Here is a 17,280-nt window from a genome sequence, read left to right as displayed (position 1 = left end):
CACTCACATCCGGAAGACGCCGAAGGACGGCGCGGGGATCGGGTCCTCGACGGCGGCGCGGGCGGCGACCTCGAGCGCCATCGCGACGACGCGGCGGGTGTCGGCGGGGTCGATCACGCCGTCGTCCCAGAGGCGGGCGGTGGAGTAGTAGGGCGAGCCCTGCGTCTCGTACTGGTCGCGGATGGGGGCCTTGAAGGCCTCCTCGTCGTCGGCCGACCACTCCTCGCCGCGGGACTCGAGGCCGTCGCGGCGCACCGTCGCGAGCACGGAGGCGGCCTGCTCGCCGCCCATGACGGAGATGCGGGCGTTCGGCCACATCCACAGGAAGCGGGGGTCGTAGGCGCGGCCGCACATGCCGTAGTTGCCCGCGCCGTACGAGCCGCCGATGACGACGGTGAGCTTCGGGACGACGCTGGACGCGACCGCGGTGACGAGCTTGGCGCCGTCGCGCGCGATGCCCCGGTTCTCGTACTCGCGCCCGACCATGAAGCCGGTGATGTTCTGCAGGAACAGCAGCGGCACCTTCCGCTGGTTGCACAGCTCGACGAAGTGGGCGCCCTTGAGCGCGGACTCGCTGAAGAGGATGCCGTTGTTGGCGACGATGCCGACCTCGTGGCCCTCGATGCGCGCGAAGCCGGTCACGAGGGTCTCGCCGTACAGCTGCTTGAACTCGTGGAAGTGCGAGCCGTCGACCAGGCGCCGGACGACCTCGCGCACGTCGTACGGCGTGCGCGCGTCGGTGGGGACGACGTCGTAGACCGAGTCGAGGGGGTACGCCGGGGGCTCGGGGGCGGTCGGGGCGTCCCCGCCGTGCGGTGGTGGGGGAAGGCGCGCAGCGCCTGTCTCGCAACCACCCGGCGCCGAGCCGGGGAGCGTGGCGACGATGCTGCGCAGGATGTCGAGGGCGTGGGCGTCGTCGTCGGCGAGGTGGTCGACGACCCCCGACGTACGGGCGTGCACGTCGCCGCCGCCGAGCTCCTCCGCGGTGACGACCTCACCGGTCGCGGCCTTCACGAGCGGCGGGCCGCCCAGGAAGATCGTGCCCTGCTCCTTCACGATGACGGTCTCGTCGCTCATCGCGGGCACGTAGGCGCCGCCCGCGGTGCAGGACCCCATCACCGCGGCGAGCTGCGGGATGCCGCGTGCGGACATCTGGGCCTGGTTGAAGAAGATGCGGCCGAAGTGCTCCCGGTCAGGGAAGACCTCGTCCTGCATCGGCAGGAACGCGCCGCCGGAGTCGACCAGGTAGAGGCACGGCAGCCGGTTCTCGGCCGCGACGGTCTGGGCGCGCAGGTGCTTCTTCACCGTCAGCGGGTAGTAGGTGCCGCCCTTCACGGTCGCGTCGTTCGCCACGACCATCACCGGGCGGCCGTGGACGAGACCGATGCCGGTGATCACGCCGGCGGAGGGGACCGCGTCGGCCCCGGTGTCGGCCCCCGTGTCGTTGCTGCCGGGGGCGCCGTACATGCCGGTCGCAGCGAGGGGGGCGAGCTCGAGGAAGGGGCTGCCGGGGTCGAGGAGGCGGTCGACCCGGTCGCGGGGCAGCAGCTTGCCGCGCGCCTCGTGCTTGGCCCGGGCCCGCTCCGACCCGCCCCGTCGGACGACCTCGAGACGCGCCCGGAGGTCCTCGGTCAGCTCGCGCAGCGAGCGCGCGGGCCCGGGCTCGGGCTCCGGCTCGCGCGGGGTGCGGGGTGCGGGGGTCTCGGGTGCGGCCACGCGGTCAGGTTAGCGATCGTTAACCGGGGTGTCGAGGGGCGGGTGCGTCGCGGTCGCAGAGCGCGCGGGAGTGGTCGGGGAGGGGAGCGTCCTGGTGGTTGAGGGGTGGGCGCCGCCCGCGGTGGTCGAGGAGGCCGTCCGCGCCCACGGTGGTTGAGGCGCGCGCCTCTTGCGGTGGTTGAGGAGGCCGCCCGCGGCCGTCTCGAAACCACGCGGGCGTCTCCGGTGGTTGAGGAGCGAGCGCAGCGAGCGTCTCGAAACCACGCGAGCGTCTCGAAACCACGTCGCCCGGGGGGCGCTGAGCGGTGCTCGGAGGTTGTCCACAGGCCCTGGATCTGGGGGCCGGCGTTGTCGGTGGTGACCCCTAGCGTTGGTGTCATGACAGGGCGGTCGGTGCTGGCGCAGCGAGGTGGACGCGTGACGTGGGAGACGTTCGCGCAGTGGTCCTCCAGCGACCCGGCCGGTGACCCGGTAGGTGACCCGGCGGGGGCGCACCCGTGGCTCTACTGCGCCGCCGAGCTCGTCGAGTCGCTGGACCAGCTGGCCTACACCGGCACGGACCCCGACTGGCTCGACGCCCCCACCAAGGCCGCGCTCCTGGTCGAGCTGGCGCGCATCGGGGAACGGGTCTCGGCGCTGCGGCTACGGGTCCTCGCCGGCGCGTCCGACGTGGCCGCCGCGGACGGGGCCCGTTCGGCCGCGGCGTGGCTGGCGCAGGCGACCCGGCAGGACCCGGGACGGTTGCGGTTCGAGGAACGCCTCGCGTCGCGCCTCGAGGGGTACGACGCGACGCGGGCTGCTTTGGGCGCGGGTGAGGTGTCGGTCGGGCATGCCGCCGCGGTGCTCGACGCACTCGAGGAGCTGCCCGCGGATCTCGACCCGGACGTGGTGGCGCGGGCGGAGGCGCACCTGTTGGGCGAGTGCGCGGACTTCACCCCGAAGCAGGTACGACGCCTGGGCCGTCACCTGCTGCGCGCGGTGGCGCCCGAGCGGGCCGACGCGCACGAGGAGGCGGTCCTGAACGCGGAGGAGGCGCGGGCGCGCGTCCGGACGCGGTTGACGTTGTCACCCCAGGGGGACGGCACCACCCGCATCACCGGACTCATCCCCGACCTGTCGGCGGCGGTGCTGTCGCGGGCACTCGAGGCGTACACGAACCCACGCTGCGACCACCACTCCTCCGGTACGACGGGCACCGCGGCGGGCCACGGCCCCGGTAGCACCGGCACGACGAGCGCCGCGGCGAACGGCACGGGCGCCGACGGTGCGGGCTCCAACGGTGTGGGCTCTGCGGGCGCGGGTGACGGGCAGCGAATCCCCGCCGAGGTCCGCCGCGGGCAGGCGTTCTGCGCTCTCGTCGAGCACCTCCCCGTCGACGGCCTACCCACCCAGGGCGGCTCACCGGTCGCGGTGGTCGCCACCGTCGAGCTCGACAAGCTCACCGAGGCCCTCGGCGCGGTCACCCTCGACACCGGCGGGGAGATCTCCGCCGCCCAGGCACGCCGCCTCGCGTGCCAGCACGCACTGATCCCTGCCGTCATGGGCGGCGCCTCGGTCCCGCTTGACCTCGGCCGCTCCGCGAGGCTCTTCAGCCACCACCAAGCACGCGCCCACGCCGTCGCTCACCTCGCGTGCCAGACCGAGGGCTGCGACATCCCCGCCGCCTGGTGCGAACGCCACCACCGCAACCCGTGGAACGCCGGTGGACGCACCGACCTCGCCAACCTCGTCCTGCTCTGCGCCCATCACCACCACCGCGCCCACGACCCGACGTACGCGACCACCTGGTCCGAGGCCGGCGCCGTCACCTTCCACCGCCGGACCTAGATCGAGCCAGGCGATCCGAACCCCACCGACCCCGGGCTCAGCGAACGACGGCCCGACCTCCGTCGCCCGTGGCGCTCGGGCGCCGGAACCACAGCGTGAGCGGCACGTTGAACAGGAGGACGACCAGCGCGAGAGATGGCGCGTACGAGACGATGCTCCACCACCACGCGTCGAACGGCGCGAGCCAGACGACGGTCATGGCCACGCAGACGACGAGCGTGATGGCGAGGAGCCGTGCCGGCGTCACCCGCTCCGAGTCGGCCACCGAGCGGCCCTCCGGGACGCCCGCCGAGCGGTCGCCGTCGGAACCGCCGTCGGAACCGCCGTCGGAACGGCCGTCGGAACCGCCGTCGGAACGGCCGTCGGAACCGCCGTCGAGCAACCGCCGTCGGAACGGTCGTCGCGCAACCGGTCGCCGTACTGGAGCGTGGCGTGCGCCGGCAGCCGGGCGTCGGGCGTCTCCGCCCAGCGCACGACCTCGATGAGGGCGTGGGCGACGACCACCGTCACGAGGGCCACCGCCGCCGGGCTCGGGCCGAGGTCCGCGCGGTCGACGACCAGCAGGGCGACCGCAACGGCCGCCGCCAGGAGGGCGAGGTGGACGAGGATCGGGCGCACGAGGCAAGGATGCCGCCACGTCCGGCTCTCGTCAGGCGAACGCGGACGCCACTCAGGTGAACGACCACTAACCTGGCCCGGTGACCGAGCCCAGCCGCCGCGAGCAGATCCTGGCGACCGCGGCCGAGCTGTTCGCGCGCCGCGGGTTCCACGGAGTGTCGGTGAGCGACCTGGGCTCGGCGTGCGGCATCTCGGGGCCGGCGCTCTACAAGCACTTCCCGTCGAAGGACGCCGTGCTCGCCGCGATGCTGGTCTCGATCAGCGAGGAGCTGCTGGCCGTCGGCACCGCCCGGTCCGCCGGGGCCGCGACGCCCACCGAGGCCCTCGCGGCGCTCGTCGACTGGCACGTCGGCTTCGCCGTCGAGCACCGGGCGCTCATCGTCGTGCAGGACCGCGACTGGTCGTCGCTGCCCGACGAGGCCCGCGAACGGGTGCGCTCGCTGCAGCGGGCGTACGTCGACGTGTGGGTCACCCGCCTGCGCGAGACCGACCCCGGCCGCACCCTCGACGCCGCCCGCGCCGCCGCCCACGCCACGTTCGGGCTGCTCAACTCCACGCCGCACAGCGGGTTGCTCGACGACGCCGCCATGCGCGACCTGCTCTCGACGATGGCGCTCCGCGCCCTCGGTGTCGCCGGCGCCGGCTGACCCGACCCGACCGCCGGCGCCGCCTCACCCGACCGCCCGACCCGACCGCCCGACCCGACCCGACCCGCCGTGGCGCACCCCACCCGCCCACGCGCTGATAACCCGCTGCGCGGCGGGCGCCGTACGCGCACACTGGCACCATGCCGAGTCAGCACCAGTGGGCCGCGTTCCTGCTCGCGGCGATCCTGTTCATCCAGGTCCCGGGCCCGAGCCTGCTCTTCACGATCGGTCGCGCCCTGACCGTCGGCCGCCGCGACGCCCTGCTCTCCGTGGTGGGCAACGCCGTCGGCGTGCTGCTCCAGGTGCTGCTCGTGGCCGTCGGCCTGGGCGCACTCGTCGCCGCGAGCGTGACGGCCTACACGGTGATCAAGGTGGCGGGTGCCGCGTACGTCGTGTGGCTCGGCATCCAGGCGATCCGCCGCCGCGGCGACGCCCGGCGGGCGCTCGCCGAGGTGGACGCCGACGGTGGGGCGGTCCGCCGTACGTCGCCGTGGACGTCGCTGCGCATCGGCGCCACCGTCGGCGCCACCAACCCGAAGACGCTCGTCTTCTTCGTCGCGTTCCTGCCGCAGTTCACGAACCCCGGCGCGGGCACGACCGGCCTCCAGGTCGCGCTCCTCGGACTGGTCTTCAGCCTGCTCGCGGTCGTGTCGGACTCCGTGTGGGCACTGGCGGCGTCCCGCGCCCGGGAGTGGTTCGCCCGCAAGCCGCAGCGGCTCGACGGGCTCGGTGCCACCGGCGGCGCACTCATGATCGGCCTCGGCACGTCGATGGTGCTCGCCGACCGATGAGTCCGGGGCTCGCGCCCGGTCGGACCTGAGGGCGACGCACCCGCGTCGCCCGAGGGAGAGGAGACCGCGATGGCCCGCGTCCGCACGTCCGCCTCGATGAGCCTCGACGGCTTCGTCGCCGACGAGGACGACCGCTGCGACCGGCTCTTCGGCTGGTACGAGAACGGCAGCGAGAGGGTCGAGCACCCCGGCATCACCTTCCAGATCGACGAGCCGAGCGCCTCCTACTGGCGCGCCTGGGTCGCGGACGTCCGGGCGCTCGTCGTCGGCCGCCGGCTCTTCGACCTCACGGGCGGCTGGGACGGGCGGCACCCGTTCGACGCGCCGATGGTGGTCGTCAGCCACTCCGTGCCCACCGGCTGGCCGCGCGCCGACGCGCCCGTGGAGTTCACCGACGACGTGGCCACCGCCGTCGCCCGCGCGAGCGAGATCGCCGGGGACGGGATCGTGGCCGTCGCAGCGGGCCAGGTGGGCCGCCAGGCGCTCGACCTCGGCCTCGTCGACGAGGTGATGATCGACCTGGTGCCCGTCGTCCTCGGCTCCGGCCGCCCCTACTTCGGTGCACTGGCGCACGGTCCCGTCACCTTCGGCGACCCCGAGGTGGTCGCGGGCCGCGGGGTCACGCACCTGCTGCTCCGCCGCACCTGACCCCGGCGCCCGGTCTCGTCCTCCCGGGCGCGCGGCTCCTCCGGACGGGCGACGGTCGCTCGTCCTCACGGCCAGAGGCTCGTCCTCGAGGTCAGCGCTCCGGCACCTCGGGTGGAGGCGGCGCACCCCCGGCCGGAGCGACCGTTGACCCATGACGATCCTCCTCTCCGACCCGCGGGTCGGTGCCGTGCCGGTGCGCGAGTGCGGCGAGCCGCTGGTGGCGCTCGACGCCTCGTTCGGTACGGCGCACGCCCGGGTCCGCGCCGGTCTCGCGGCTCGCCTCGCGCGGGCCCGGACAGCCCTCCCCGCCGGCATCGGCCTGCGCGTGGTCGAGGGCCACCGCTCGGTGGTCGACCAGCGGGCCATCATCGAGCGCTACGCGGCCGAGGTGCTCGCCGCCCACCCGGGCGTCTCCACCGACGAGCTCGAGCACCTCACCAGTCGGTTCGTGTCGCCCGTCGCCGTCGCCCCGCACGTGGCCGGCGCGGCGGTCGACCTGACGCTGGTGGACCTCGCGGTCGACCCCGGCCCCGACGGCACGGGTGCCGACCTCGACCTCGGCACCCCGATCGACGCCACCCCGGAGGCCTCCGGCGGGCGCTGCTACCTCGACGCCCCCGACATCTCGGCCCGGGCGCGCGCCCACCGCGTGCTGCTCGCCGGGGTGCTCGGCGGCGCCGGGCTCGTCAACTACCCGACCGAGTGGTGGCACTGGAGCTGGGGCGACCGCTACTGGGCGCTCGTCACCGGCGCGCCGGTCGCCCTCTACGGACCGGTCGCGGATCGGGCCACCGACCCGACCGAGGCCGCGGCGTGAGCGCCGTGGCCGTGCCCCCGGTCCTGCCCGCCCCGCACACGACTGCTGCCCCGCACGCCACTGCCGCCCCGCACGCGACGGCCACCCCCCTCGTCCGCCCCGGCACCACCCGCCCCGGCGCCCTGGCCCGTCCGGCGCACCCCGGCCCCGTCCTCCACGTCGACCTCGACGCCGTCGCCGCGAACACCCGGTTGCTGGCCGGGCGCGCCCAGGCGAGCGCCGCGACCCTCATGGCCGTGGTGAAGGCCGACGGCTTCGGTCTCGGCGCCGCCGACCTCGCCCGCACCGCCCTCGCCCACGGCGCCACCCGCCTCGGGGTCACGACCATCGACGAGGCCCTGGCCCTGCGCGCGGCCGGCATCGGCGCGCCGACGCTGAGCTGGCTCAACCCGGTCGACGCGGACTTCGGCGCCGCGGTCGCAGCCGGGGTGGAGCTCGCCGTACCGTCCCGCCAGCACCTCGCGGGGATCGTCGCCACGCGCCGCGCGGTCCTCGGCACCGGCCCGGGCTCCGCCGGTCCCGCGCTCGTGCACCTCCACCTCGACACCGGCATGGCCCGCGACGGCGCGGCGCCGCGCGAGTGGCCGGCGCTCTGCCGGGCCGCCCGGCGCGCCGAGCTCGACGGCCTGGTGCGGGTCGTGGGCGTGATGGGCCACCTCGGCTGCGCCGACGACCCCGCCGACGGCTGCAACGCGCTGGGCCGCACCCGGTTCGCCTGGGGCCTCGAGACCGCCCGCGCGGCCGGGTTGCGTCCCACCGCGCGCCACCTGGCCGCGACCGCCGCCACGCTGCTCGACCCGGCGAGCCACCACACGATGGTGCGGGTCGGCGCCGGCCTCGTGGGCATCGACCCGTCGGGCACCACCGCGCTGCGCGGCCCGGTCACGCTCACCGCGCCGGTCGTCTCGGTCCGCCGGGTGCGGGCCGGCACGCGCGTCGGCTACGGCCACACCTGGACGGCACCGGCCACCACCCACCTCGCCCTGCTGCCGGTCGGGTACGCCGACGGCCTCCCCCGCAGCGCCTCCGGCCGGGCGGAGGTGCTGCTGCGCGGCCGGCGCGTCCCCGTCGTCGGCCGCATCTCCATGGACCAGCTCGTCGTCGACCTCGGATCCGCCGCACCCGGTCGCTCCCGCGCCGGCGAGCACCCCGTGCTGCCGGGCGAGACCGCCACGCTGCTCGGCCCCGGCGACGCCGGCGAGCCGACCGTCGACGACTGGGCCACCTGGGCCGACGTCCTGCCCCACGAGATCGTCACCGGCTTCGGCCCGCGGCTGCGCCGTGCGACCCGCCCCGCCGGCACCCCCACCCGTACGCCCGACCTGAGGAGCCTGCGATGACCCGCACCCCCGCACCCGCCGCCCCCACCGCGCCCGCCACACCCGCCGCACCGCCCGTCCCCCACCCCGCACCCCTCCGCGTCGCGGTCATCGGCGGCGGCCAGAGCGCCGAGCACGAGGTGTCGCTCGCGTCGGCCGCGTCGGTCGCGTCGACGTTGACGACGGGGCCGCACAGCGCGCGGTACGTCGTCGTCCGCCTCACCGTCGACCGGGCCGGCATGTGGCGCGACGGGGGCGGTCGTCCGGTCGGCCTCGCCGGCGCCGTCCACGTGCTCCGCTCCTGCGACGTGGTGCTGCCCGTCGTGCACGGTCCGCGCGGCGAGGACGGCACGCTGGCCGCGCTCTGCGAGCTGGCCGGGGTCCCGTACGTCGGGTCGGGCGTCACCGCCGGCGCGCTGGCGATGGACAAGTGGGCCACCAAGCTCGTCGCCGAGGCCGTCGGCCTCCGCACCGCCCCGGGCGTGCTGCTCACCGCGGCGACCGCCGCGTCGTACCGCTTCACGCACCCCGTGGTCGTGAAGCCCGTGGCCGCCGGCTCCAGCCAGGGCGTGACGCTGGTGCGCACCGTCGACGCCCTCGGCCCGGCGCTCGACGCCGCGCTCGCCCTCGACCACCGCGTGCTCGTCGAGGACGTCGTCGTCGGCCGCGAGATCGACGTGGCCGTGCTGGCGACGGGCCCGGGCGGGGCCGACCGGGTCGTCTCCCCCGCGCTGGAGATCGTGGTCGACGGGTTCTTCGACTACGACGCGAAGTACGGCGGCGGCGCCGAGTTCCGGGTGCCCGCCGCGCTGGCCGAGGTCGACCGCGAGGCCCTGGAGGCCGCGGCGCTGACGGCGTACGACGCGCTGGGCTGCCGCGGCGTGGCGCGCGTCGACTTCTTCCTCACCGACGACGGCCTCGTGCTCAACGAGGTCAACACGATGCCGGGCTTCACCGCCACCTCGCAGGTGCCGCGGATGTTCGCGGCCGCGGGCGTGCCGTACGCCGACCTGCTCGACCTCCTGGTGCGCGACGCCGTGGCCGGCTCCGTGGCGGTCGCCGCGTGAGGATCGCCGGCATCGACCTGCTCCGCGGGGTCGCCGTGGGACTCGTCGTCCTGCGCCACGCGCTGCCCGAGGCCTTCCCGGGCGCCGGTGTGGCTGGGGTCGTCATGTTCTTCGCGCTCAGCGGCTACCTCATCACCGGCGTGCTGCTGGCCGAGCTGGAGGCGACCGGGCGCGTCCGGTTCGGGCGCTTCTACGCCCGCCGCGCGCGCCGCCTGGTGCCGGCGCTCGTCGTGCTCGTCGTCGGCGTCGCGCTCGTGACGCTCACCCTCGACCCGCTCGGCGACCGCGACGAGCTGCCGCGCACGGTGCTCGTCGCCCTCACCTGGACCGCCAACCTGCCCTTCGACCAGGGCAGCGACGCCACCTTCCACCTCTGGACGCTGGCGACCGAGGAGCAGTTCTACCTGCTCTGGCCGGCGGTCCTGGCGCTCGCGTTCGTCCGTCGCCGCGTCGGCGCCGCGCTCGTCGTGGTCGCCGTCGCTTGCCTCCTGGCCTGCGCCGTCGTCGTCTGGTGGCTGCGGGCCGACCCCGACCTCGCCTACGCGCTGCCCACCAGCTGGGCCGTCTGCTTCGTCGTCGGCGCGGCCGCCCGGGTGCTGGTGGCCCGGCGCCCCGCGCTCGTCGTACCGGCCGGGGCGGCACCGCTGGCGCTGCTCGGGATCGCCGTGCTCGGTGTGGTTCCCTTGCGGGGTCACGCGCTCACCTACCTGGCAGGAGGCCCGGCCATCGCTGCGCTCACCGCGGTGCTGCTGCTCGCCTGGCGGTCGTGGACCGAGGTCGCCGCACCCCTGGCCCCGCTCGTGTGGCTCGGCACCGTCTCCTACGGGGCCTACCTCTGGAACTACCCGCTCACGCTGTGGTTGCGCCCGTCGTTCGCGCACGCGGAGGTCGCCGGTCTCCTCGCCGCGGTGCTCACGCTCGTGGCCGCCGGGCTCAGCTGGCGCTACGTCGAGAAGCCCCTCGCCGCGCGCCGCACGCTTCGACCCCCGGTCGGGGTGGCCGCGTGAGCGCGCCGTACCCCCCGCACGACCGCCGGCCCGAGACCCCGTACCCCGCGCGGCCCACGTCGCCGTACACCCCCGAGGGTCTCGCCCGGGCGACGAGCCGCGCCCCACGCACCCCCGGACGACCCTGGTCGCAGGGCCCCCGGCGACCGCCGCGCACCTGGCGCAGCTGGGTGCCCGACGTGACCCTCGGCCTGGCCGTGCTCCTCCTGGGGCTCACCGAGATCCTCAACGTGGACTGGTACGAGCCGTCGAACCCCTGGGACGTGGCACCGATCGTCGTGGCCACGGCGCTGTCGGCCGCGTTCGCCCGCTACCTCCCGGGGGCGGCGCTCGCGCTGGTCTGGGCGGTCTGCGTGCTGCAGGTGCTGCTCGGGCTCCCCGTGCTGGTCGTGCAGCTCTCCGTCGCGGTGGTCGCGTTCGGCACCGCCCGCTGGGGCAGCCGGTTGACGCTGCTCGCCGCGCTGCTCTCGATGCCGGGCGCCTTCTTCGCGTTCCTGCTCGCCGTCGAGTCCGGTCTGCTGGAGCAGGTGCTGTACGGCGGGGGCGGTGGGGTCGACTCGTTCGTCTCGCTCTCCTCCCAGCTCGACGAGTCCTGGGCGGTCGTGCTCTTCGGTCTCGCCGCCTTCGCCCTCGTCGCGCCCTGGCTGCTCGGCATCGCCCTCCGCTTCGCCGAGCGCGCCCGCGCCTCGCGCGTCTCCCAGATCGCCGCGGAGGAGGACGCCGCCCGCGCCCACCGCGAGACCGACCAGGCGCAGGAGATCGCGGCGCTCCGCGAGGACCAGGCCCGCATGGCCCGCGACGTGCACGACGTGGTCGGCCACTCGCTCGCCGTGATCCTGGCGCAGGCGGAGTCGGCGCAGTTCCTCAAGGGCGAGGAGCGGTTGCAGGAGACCCTCGCGACCATCGCCGTCTCGGCGCGCTCGTCGCTGCAGGACGTGCGCCAGGTGCTCTCCGCCAGCCCGCCCCCGCCGCGCACCGAGGGCGTCGACCTGCTCCTCGAGGGCGTCCGCACCAGCGGGTACGACGTCACCGCCAGCGAGGTCGGCCCGCCGCAGCCCCTGCCGCCCGAGCTCGCGACGGTCGCGTTCCGGGTGCTGCAGGAGATGCTCACCAACGCGATGAAGCACGGCCGGCGTGACACCCCGATCACCGTCGAACGACACTGGCCCGACGGACGGTGGGAGACCGAGCTGCGGATCGAGGTGCGGAACATGGTGGAGGCCGGCGGGGACGACCCGGACGAGACGCGACCGGTGATGCTCGCCGACCCCGAGGACGGCTCCGGCCAGGGCGTCGACGGGATGCGGCGCCGGCTCGCCGCGGTCGGCGGCCGGCTCGACGTGCGCCGCCGCGACGAGCCCGGCACCGGTGGCGCGTCCTACACCGCGACGGCCTGGGTGCCGGTGCGGGCCGGGGGCGTCGCGTGACGATCCGCGTGCTGCTCGTCGACGACCAGGAGCTCTTCCGGGCCGGGGTCGCCGTCATCGTCGACGCCGCCGACGACCTCGAGGTCGTCGGCCAGGCCGCGGACGGGCTCGCGGCCGTGCGGCTCGTCGACGAGACCCAGCCCGACGTGGTGCTGATGGACATCCGCATGCCCGAGATGGACGGCGTCGAGGCGACCCGCCAGATCTTCGCCCCCGACCGCGTCGCCCGGCGGGAGCGGCCGCTGCGGGTGGTCGTCCTGACCACCTTCAACCTCGACGACCGGGCGGCCACCGCGATCCGGTACGGCGCCAGCGGCTTCCTGCTCAAGGACACGACCCCGCTGATGCTGCGCGACGCCATCCGGACCGTGCACACCGGCAACGCCGTGCTCGCGCCCCAGGACCTCTCGGCCCTGCTCGACGGCCAGTTCCGCACCCGTACGGCGCCGCCCGCGCCGTACCTCTCGCTCACCGACAAGGAGCGCAAGATCTTCACCGCCGTGGCCCGCGGCCACTCCAACACGGAGATCGCGGGCCTGGTGTTCGTCAGCGAGTCGACCGTGAAGACCCACGTCGGCGCGGTGCTCCGCAAGCTCGGGCTGCGCGACCGCGTGCAGATCGTCGTCTTCGCCCACGAGCACGGGCTGGTGGCCGAGGGCTGACGCGCGCCCGCCGGAGGTGGCCGTCGCCCCAGCCCTCGGAGGTGGGGCTCGGAGGTGGGGCTCAGAGGTGGGGCTCAGAGGTGGGGCTCAGAGATGGGGCTCAGAGGTGGGGCTCAGAGGTGGTCCGGCAGCGGCCCGCCGTGCTCGAGCGCGGCGAGGTAGCGCGCGGCCCGGAGCGCCGCGTCGGTCGCGACGTCCAGGGGGTCGAGCTCGCCCCCTGCCCCGGCCCCGTCCCCCCGCCCCGCCTCGTGGGCCCCGGCCGTGGCGACCTCCCGCTCGTGCAGGCGGGCGAGCAGCTCCTCGCGACCGAGACCGCGCAGGCCGAGCAGCACGAGCGGGTCGACGGCGACGAGCCAGCCGACCTGGGTGAGCGTGGCCACCGCGTGGGCGCAGGGGTCGAGGTAGGCCGGGCAGGTGCAGGTGCACACGAGCTCGCCGCCGTAGGGCAGCAGCTCGACACCCGTCTCCTCCGCGTCCTCGACGAGCCGGTGGGGCAGGTCGCCGGAGAGCAGGGCGGCGATGCGGCCCGACTCGGCCGCGACCACCTCGACGAGCGCGGCGGCGGCCGGGGCGTCGAGCACGGGCACGGTGGCGGTGACGGTCCAGGCGTCGTCGCCCTCCCGCACCGCGGCCAGGACGGAGCCGGGCGCGATCGTGATGCCCCCGACCTGGCCCGCCCGGGCCAGCTTCTTGCCGTGTCGCAGGTCGGCCTCGCCGTACGCCGCCTCCTCGACCGCCCGCACCCACGCCTTCGCCCACCACGGCGCGCGTCCGGCCCCCCGGCGCGGGGCGAGCCGCGGGTGCGTCACCCGCCCGGCGGCCCCGCCGGGGCCGCTCCCCGCCGTACCGAGCCCCGTGTCGACCGGCGTCTCGTTCACGCGCCGTCCGTACGGCGCAGCGTGACCAGGTCGCGCAGGTCGGCGTCGCCCAGCTCGGTGAGCGCGGCCTCGCCGCGGGCGAGCACCGAGTCGGCCAGCGCCCGCTTGCGGGTGAGCAGCTCGGCGACCCGCTCCTCGATCGTGCCGCGCATGACGAGCCGGTGCACCTGGACCGGCCGGGTCTGGCCGATCCGGTAGGCGCGGTCGGTGGCCTGCTCCTCCACCGCCGGGTTCCACCAGCGGTCGACGTGCACGACGTGGTCGGCGCGGGTGAGGTTGAGGCCGGTGCCGCCCGCCTTGAGCGAGAGCAGAAAGACCGGCGGGCCGCCGACCTCCGGCCCGGCCTGGAAGTCGCGCACCATCCGCTCCCGCTCGCCGACCGGCGTGCCGCCGTGGAGGAACTGGTGGTGCACCCCGGTGGCGGTGAGGTGCTGCTCCAGCAGCCGGGCCATCGCGACGTACTGCGTGAAGAGCAGCGCCGAGGAGCCCTCCGCGACGATCGTGGCCAGCAGCTCGTCGAGCAGCTCGACCTTCTCGGAGCGTCCGCCGATGCGGCCGCCGGACTGCTTGAGGAAGTGGGCGGGGTGGTTGCAGATCTGCTTGAGCCCGGTGAGCATCGCGAGCACGAGGCCCCGCCGCGCGTCCTCGTCGGACCGCTCGATGCGGTCCATGCACTCGCGCACGTAGGCCTCGTAGAGCACGACCTGCTCGCGGGTGAGGTCGAGCAGGTGGTCGGTCTCGGTCTTCGGGGGCAGCTCGGGCGCGATGCCCGGGTCGGACTTGCGGCGCCGCAGCAGGAACGGCCCGATGAGGTCGGCGAACTGGGCGGCCTTCGTCGGCTCGAGCCCCGACTCGATCGGCCCCGCCCACACCTTGCGGAAGGCGTTGCGGCTGCCGAGCAGGCCGGGCGTCGCCCAGTCGAGGATCGCCCACAGCTCGGTGAGGTTGTTCTCCACCGGCGTGCCGGTCAGCGCCACCCGGGCGTCGCCGGCGAGCTGGCGCAGCGCGCGGGCGGTGCTCGACGCCGGGTTCTTCACGTGCTGGGCCTCGTCGGCCACGACGAGACCCCAGTGCACGCCGCTGAGCGCCTTGGTCTCGCCCGTCAGGTCGTGGCGCATCGTGCCGTACGTCGTGAGCACGAACCCCGGGTCGTCGCCGAGCGCGGGGTCGAGCGACCGGGTCGTGCCGTGGAAGCGCCGCACCGGCACGCCGGGCGCGAACCGCCGGACCTCCGCCTCCCAGTTGCCCAGCAGCGAGGTCGGGCAGACCACGAGCGTGGGGCCGAGCGGGGCCGTCGCGTGCTCCTGGCGGTGCAGGTGGAGCGCGATCACGGTGAGCGTCTTGCCGAGGCCCATGTCGTCGGCGAGGCAGGCGCCGAGGCCGAGCCCCGTCATCTCGGCGAGCCAGGTGAGGCCGTGGCGCTGGTAGTCGCGCAGCGTCGCGACGAGCCGGGCGGGCTGCGGCACGGGGTCGCGGGTGGCCGCCGTGCGCAGCTGCTCGCGCACTTTCGTGAGCGTGGCACCGACGATCACCTCGGCCGGTACGTCGTCGACCTCCACCACGCCCGTGAGCGCGGCGGCCAGCGCCTGCACCGGCTTGATCGTGCGCACCAGCCGCTTGCGCGCCTTGCGGGCCACGGACGGGTCGACGACGGTCCACGAGTCGCGCAGCTTGATGATCGGGCTCGCCGCCTGAGCGAGCTGGTCCATCTCCTCGTGGGTGAGCGGGTCGCCGTGCAGCGCGACCTGCCAGGAGAAGGAGAAGAGCGAGGTGGGCCCGAACAGGCCCTCGACCAGCGGCTCCTCGCGCGGGCCCGACGACGACTTCTGCTCGAGCACCGCCCGCGTCGTCAGGTCGCGGCCCAGCGCCTTGGGCCACAGCACGTCCACACCCCGGGCCGCGAGCGCCCCGACGCCCTCGTCGAGCAGGCTCACCAGCTCGTCGGAGTCGAGCGTGAGCTGGTCGGGCACGGCCAGCGCGAGCAGCCGGTCGAGCGGCGGCCAGGCGTCGGCGGCGTCGCGCAGCGCGATGGTGGCGTGGGTGCGGGCCCGCGAGCCGAAGCCGTGCTCCGCGTCGCCCCCGGCCTGCGTCCACAGCAGCGCGGCGTCGCAGAAGTGCAGGGCGTTGCGCTCGTCGTGCACCTGGAGCACGACGCGCACCGCCCCGGCCACCAGCTCCTCCTCGTCGGCCTCCACGCGCAGGGAGAGGGTGACGAGCTGGGCGAGCCCGGACTCGTCGGGACGCTCGCGCTGCGCCGCCGCGATCCGAGCCCGCAGGCGCTCCCCGAAGTCGCCGCGCGACACCCGGGCCTGATCCGCGCCACCCGCGGGGCGCGCGGCGGCGAGCTGACGTCGTACGACGCCCGCCCGACCTGGCGCGGTCGCCGCGCCCGCGGCCTCGGTGTCGTCGGGGCCCGGGTCGACCTTCGGCGTCGTGCGGCTCGGGGCGAGGGCGGACCGGCCCGCCGTGGCGCTCGGCGGGGTGCGCGGCATGGTGTCGACGACGGCGTCGACGACCTGACGGGCCAGCGCGAACGCCGCGGCGGCGTCGAGGTCGCCCCACGCGCGGGCCCGGGCGAGCATGGTGAGCCGGTCGTGGTCGTCGGCGTCGACCGTGGGCGCCCAGGCGTCGCCCTCGGCGCGCGGCTCGAAGCGGCCGCCGGCGACGATCCGCACCCCCAGCAGCGCCGCCCCGGCCAGCAGTCCGATCGACGCGTGCGCGTCGTCGCGCGCCTGAGCACGGGTGAGCACCGGCAGCGCCGCCCGCATCGGCAGCTCGACCGTGCGGCCCGCTCCGCTGAACGCGACGAGGCTGTCGCGCGGCGGGTCGGCGCCCCGGAAGGTCGCGGGGCCGACGAGGGGGACGAAGCTCAACGGGCGACACCTCGGGCGGATCGGGACGGGCGGTGGATCAGGACGGGCGAGACTGCGCGGGCGGGCGGCACTGCGCCGACCCGGGGCGGGCGTACGCGACCGTAGCGCGGTCCGCCGACAGCCCCGTCCCCTCAGCCCTCCGGCGGCGTCGCGAGCAGTGCGGCGACCACGCCGACGACCCGGGCGAGCAGCGGGTCGGCGCTCGGTGCCCACAGACCGTCGACGAGGCCGGCGAGGGCGGCCACGGCCACGGGGTGCAGGTGCAGGACGACGGCGCGCTCGAGCGCGACCAGGTCGGGTTGCATGGGGTGGGTCCTACCCGTCGGAGCACCGTCGTACGCTGCGGCCATGAGCCTTCTCGACACCCCGATCGCGCGCCTCGACGGCACCCCCGCCACCCTCGGCGAGATCACCGGCGGGCGGCCCGCGCTGCTCGTCAACGTGGCCAGCAAGTGCGGCCTCACCCCGCAGTACTCGGCGCTCGAGCAGCTGCAGGAGACGTACGGCGACCGCCTCACCGTCGTGGGCCTGCCCTGCAACCAGTTCGGCGGCCAGGAGCCCGGCAGCAGCGAGGAGATCGCCGAGTTCTGCTCGGCGACGTACGGCGTCTCGTTCCCCCTCACCGAGAAGGTCGAGGTGAACGGCGAGGGGCGGCACGCGGTCTACGAGCAGCTGGTCGGGCAGGCCTACGCCGACGACGGCGGCTTCAAGAAGTCGACCGAGCCCGGCGACGTGCAGTGGAACTTCGAGAAGTTCGTGGTGGCCGCCGACGGCAGCGTCGTGGCCCGGTTCGGCCCCGCCACCACGCCCGACGACCCCGCCGTCGTCGCGGCGCTCGAGGGCGTCCTGGGCTGAGCGCAGCCCCTCCCACGCGCTCCCGCCCGGCGCCGTACCCGGCCCGCACCTCCCGCTCACGTCTCGTCTAGACCGCTCGCAGATCTGATTGGTTGAGCCCGAAACCTAGGGACTTCTCGTCCGTTGTC

At 75.5% G+C, this 17,280-nt stretch carries 17 protein-coding genes; 11 read left to right on the top strand and 6 right to left on the bottom strand.

The window, feature by feature from the left end; all coding sequences use genetic code 11:
- Nucleotides 1-3: 3 nt before the first annotated feature.
- On the bottom strand, nucleotides 4-1,644 hold the full coding sequence (locus tag K329_RS0120695; protein ID WP_028474531.1) for a carboxyl transferase domain-containing protein: 1,641 nt from the start codon (nucleotides 1,642-1,644) through the stop codon (nucleotides 4-6).
- Nucleotides 1,645-2,133: 489 nt separating this feature from the next.
- Between K329_RS0120695 and K329_RS0120685 the strand changes: the two genes are divergently transcribed.
- Nucleotides 2,134-3,543, top strand: a complete 1,410-nt coding sequence (locus K329_RS0120685) for an HNH endonuclease signature motif containing protein (RefSeq protein WP_028474530.1) — start codon at nucleotides 2,134-2,136, stop codon at nucleotides 3,541-3,543.
- Between the two features lie 37 nt (nucleotides 3,544-3,580).
- On the opposite strand, the gene K329_RS0120680 is transcribed toward K329_RS0120685, so the two are convergent.
- A complete protein-coding gene (locus K329_RS0120680; protein ID WP_028474529.1) occupies nucleotides 3,581-3,808 on the bottom strand; it encodes a hypothetical protein in 228 nt (75 codons plus the stop codon).
- Nucleotides 3,787-4,161, bottom strand: coding sequence for a hypothetical protein (locus K329_RS0120675; RefSeq protein WP_028474528.1), 375 nt, complete (start codon nucleotides 4,159-4,161; stop codon nucleotides 3,787-3,789). The genes K329_RS0120680 and K329_RS0120675 overlap by 22 nt, the downstream gene beginning before the upstream one ends.
- An 80-nt stretch (nucleotides 4,162-4,241) precedes the next feature.
- Here K329_RS0120675 and K329_RS0120670 point away from each other — a divergent pair, with 80 nt between their 5' ends.
- The 9 genes from K329_RS0120670 to K329_RS0120630 all read left to right on the top strand — a co-directional run bounded on the left by K329_RS0120670 (nucleotide 4,242) and on the right by K329_RS0120630 (nucleotide 12,546).
- Entirely contained in the window at nucleotides 4,242-4,808 is a 567-nt protein-coding gene (locus K329_RS0120670; RefSeq protein WP_028474527.1) for an SACE_7040 family transcriptional regulator, read from the top strand.
- 140 nt (nucleotides 4,809-4,948) lie between these two features.
- On the top strand, nucleotides 4,949-5,599 hold the full coding sequence (locus K329_RS0120665) for a LysE family translocator (protein WP_028474526.1): 651 nt from the start codon (nucleotides 4,949-4,951) through the stop codon (nucleotides 5,597-5,599).
- 69 nt (nucleotides 5,600-5,668) lie between these two features.
- Nucleotides 5,669-6,247 (top strand): dihydrofolate reductase family protein, encoded by a 579-nt coding sequence (locus tag K329_RS0120660; RefSeq protein ID WP_028474525.1) that lies wholly within the window; start codon nucleotides 5,669-5,671, stop codon nucleotides 6,245-6,247.
- Between the two features lie 151 nt (nucleotides 6,248-6,398).
- A complete protein-coding gene (locus K329_RS0120655) occupies nucleotides 6,399-7,064 on the top strand; it encodes a M15 family metallopeptidase (protein WP_028474524.1) in 666 nt (221 codons plus the stop codon).
- A complete protein-coding gene (gene alr / locus K329_RS28485) occupies nucleotides 7,061-8,404 on the top strand; it encodes an alanine racemase (protein WP_245596629.1) in 1,344 nt (447 codons plus the stop codon). Before K329_RS0120655 ends, alr begins: the two co-directional genes overlap by 4 nt.
- A complete protein-coding gene (locus K329_RS28480; RefSeq protein WP_084541477.1) occupies nucleotides 8,401-9,450 on the top strand; it encodes a D-alanine--D-alanine ligase family protein in 1,050 nt (349 codons plus the stop codon). Before alr ends, K329_RS28480 begins: the two co-directional genes overlap by 4 nt.
- Nucleotides 9,447-10,457 carry an acyltransferase family protein gene (locus K329_RS0120640; RefSeq protein ID WP_028474523.1) on the top strand — a complete coding sequence of 337 codons (1,011 nt, stop codon included), beginning with the start codon at nucleotides 9,447-9,449 and terminating at the stop codon, nucleotides 10,455-10,457. The genes K329_RS28480 and K329_RS0120640 overlap by 4 nt, the downstream gene beginning before the upstream one ends.
- The gene (locus K329_RS0120635; RefSeq protein WP_028474522.1) at nucleotides 10,454-11,884 is read left to right on the top strand and encodes a sensor histidine kinase; all 1,431 of its coding nucleotides are present in this window, start codon (nucleotides 10,454-10,456) and stop codon (nucleotides 11,882-11,884) included. Before K329_RS0120640 ends, K329_RS0120635 begins: the two co-directional genes overlap by 4 nt.
- Nucleotides 11,881-12,546 (top strand): response regulator, encoded by a 666-nt coding sequence (locus tag K329_RS0120630; RefSeq protein ID WP_028474521.1) that lies wholly within the window; start codon nucleotides 11,881-11,883, stop codon nucleotides 12,544-12,546. The genes K329_RS0120635 and K329_RS0120630 overlap by 4 nt, the downstream gene beginning before the upstream one ends.
- 113 nt (nucleotides 12,547-12,659) lie before the next feature.
- Here the strand turns inward: K329_RS0120630 and K329_RS28475 are convergent, their stop codons facing one another.
- The 3 genes from K329_RS28475 to K329_RS31120 all read right to left on the bottom strand — a co-directional run bounded on the left by K329_RS28475 (nucleotide 12,660) and on the right by K329_RS31120 (nucleotide 16,602).
- Nucleotides 12,660-13,424 (bottom strand): SWIM zinc finger family protein, encoded by a 765-nt coding sequence (locus tag K329_RS28475; RefSeq protein WP_028474520.1) that lies wholly within the window; start codon nucleotides 13,422-13,424, stop codon nucleotides 12,660-12,662.
- Complete coding sequence (locus K329_RS0120620; protein WP_028474519.1) at nucleotides 13,421-16,297, bottom strand: SNF2-related protein; 2,877 nt, start codon at nucleotides 16,295-16,297, stop codon at nucleotides 13,421-13,423. The genes K329_RS28475 and K329_RS0120620 overlap by 4 nt, the downstream gene beginning before the upstream one ends.
- A 131-nt stretch (nucleotides 16,298-16,428) precedes the next feature.
- Complete coding sequence (locus K329_RS31120) at nucleotides 16,429-16,602, bottom strand: hypothetical protein (protein WP_157571857.1); 174 nt, start codon at nucleotides 16,600-16,602, stop codon at nucleotides 16,429-16,431.
- Between the two features lie 43 nt (nucleotides 16,603-16,645).
- Between K329_RS31120 and K329_RS0120610 the strand changes: the two genes are divergently transcribed.
- Entirely contained in the window at nucleotides 16,646-17,152 is a 507-nt protein-coding gene (locus K329_RS0120610; protein ID WP_028474518.1) for a glutathione peroxidase, read from the top strand.
- Nucleotides 17,153-17,280: the final 128 nt, after the last annotated feature.

This window comes from Nocardioides alkalitolerans DSM 16699, assembly GCF_000426525.1.
Taxonomy (GTDB): Bacteria; Actinomycetota; Actinomycetes; order Propionibacteriales; family Nocardioidaceae; genus Nocardioides; species Nocardioides alkalitolerans.
Note: the sequence above shows the minus strand (reverse complement) of the source record. Positions and strands in the feature narration are given on the sequence as shown.

Coding starts and splice junctions, on each gene's coding strand:
- K329_RS0120665 (WP_028474526.1), top strand. CDS start 4,949: ATGCCGAGTCAGCACCAGTGGGCCGCGTTCCTGCTCGCGGCGATCCTG.
- K329_RS0120660 (WP_028474525.1), top strand. CDS start 5,669: ATGGCCCGCGTCCGCACGTCCGCCTCGATGAGCCTCGACGGCTTCGTC.
- K329_RS0120655 (WP_028474524.1), top strand. CDS start 6,399: ATGACGATCCTCCTCTCCGACCCGCGGGTCGGTGCCGTGCCGGTGCGC.
- K329_RS28480 (WP_084541477.1), top strand. CDS start 8,401: ATGACCCGCACCCCCGCACCCGCCGCCCCCACCGCGCCCGCCACACCC.
- K329_RS31120 (WP_157571857.1), bottom strand. CDS start 16,602: ATGCAACCCGACCTGGTCGCGCTCGAGCGCGCCGTCGTCCTGCACCTG.
- K329_RS0120610 (WP_028474518.1), top strand. CDS start 16,646: ATGAGCCTTCTCGACACCCCGATCGCGCGCCTCGACGGCACCCCCGCC.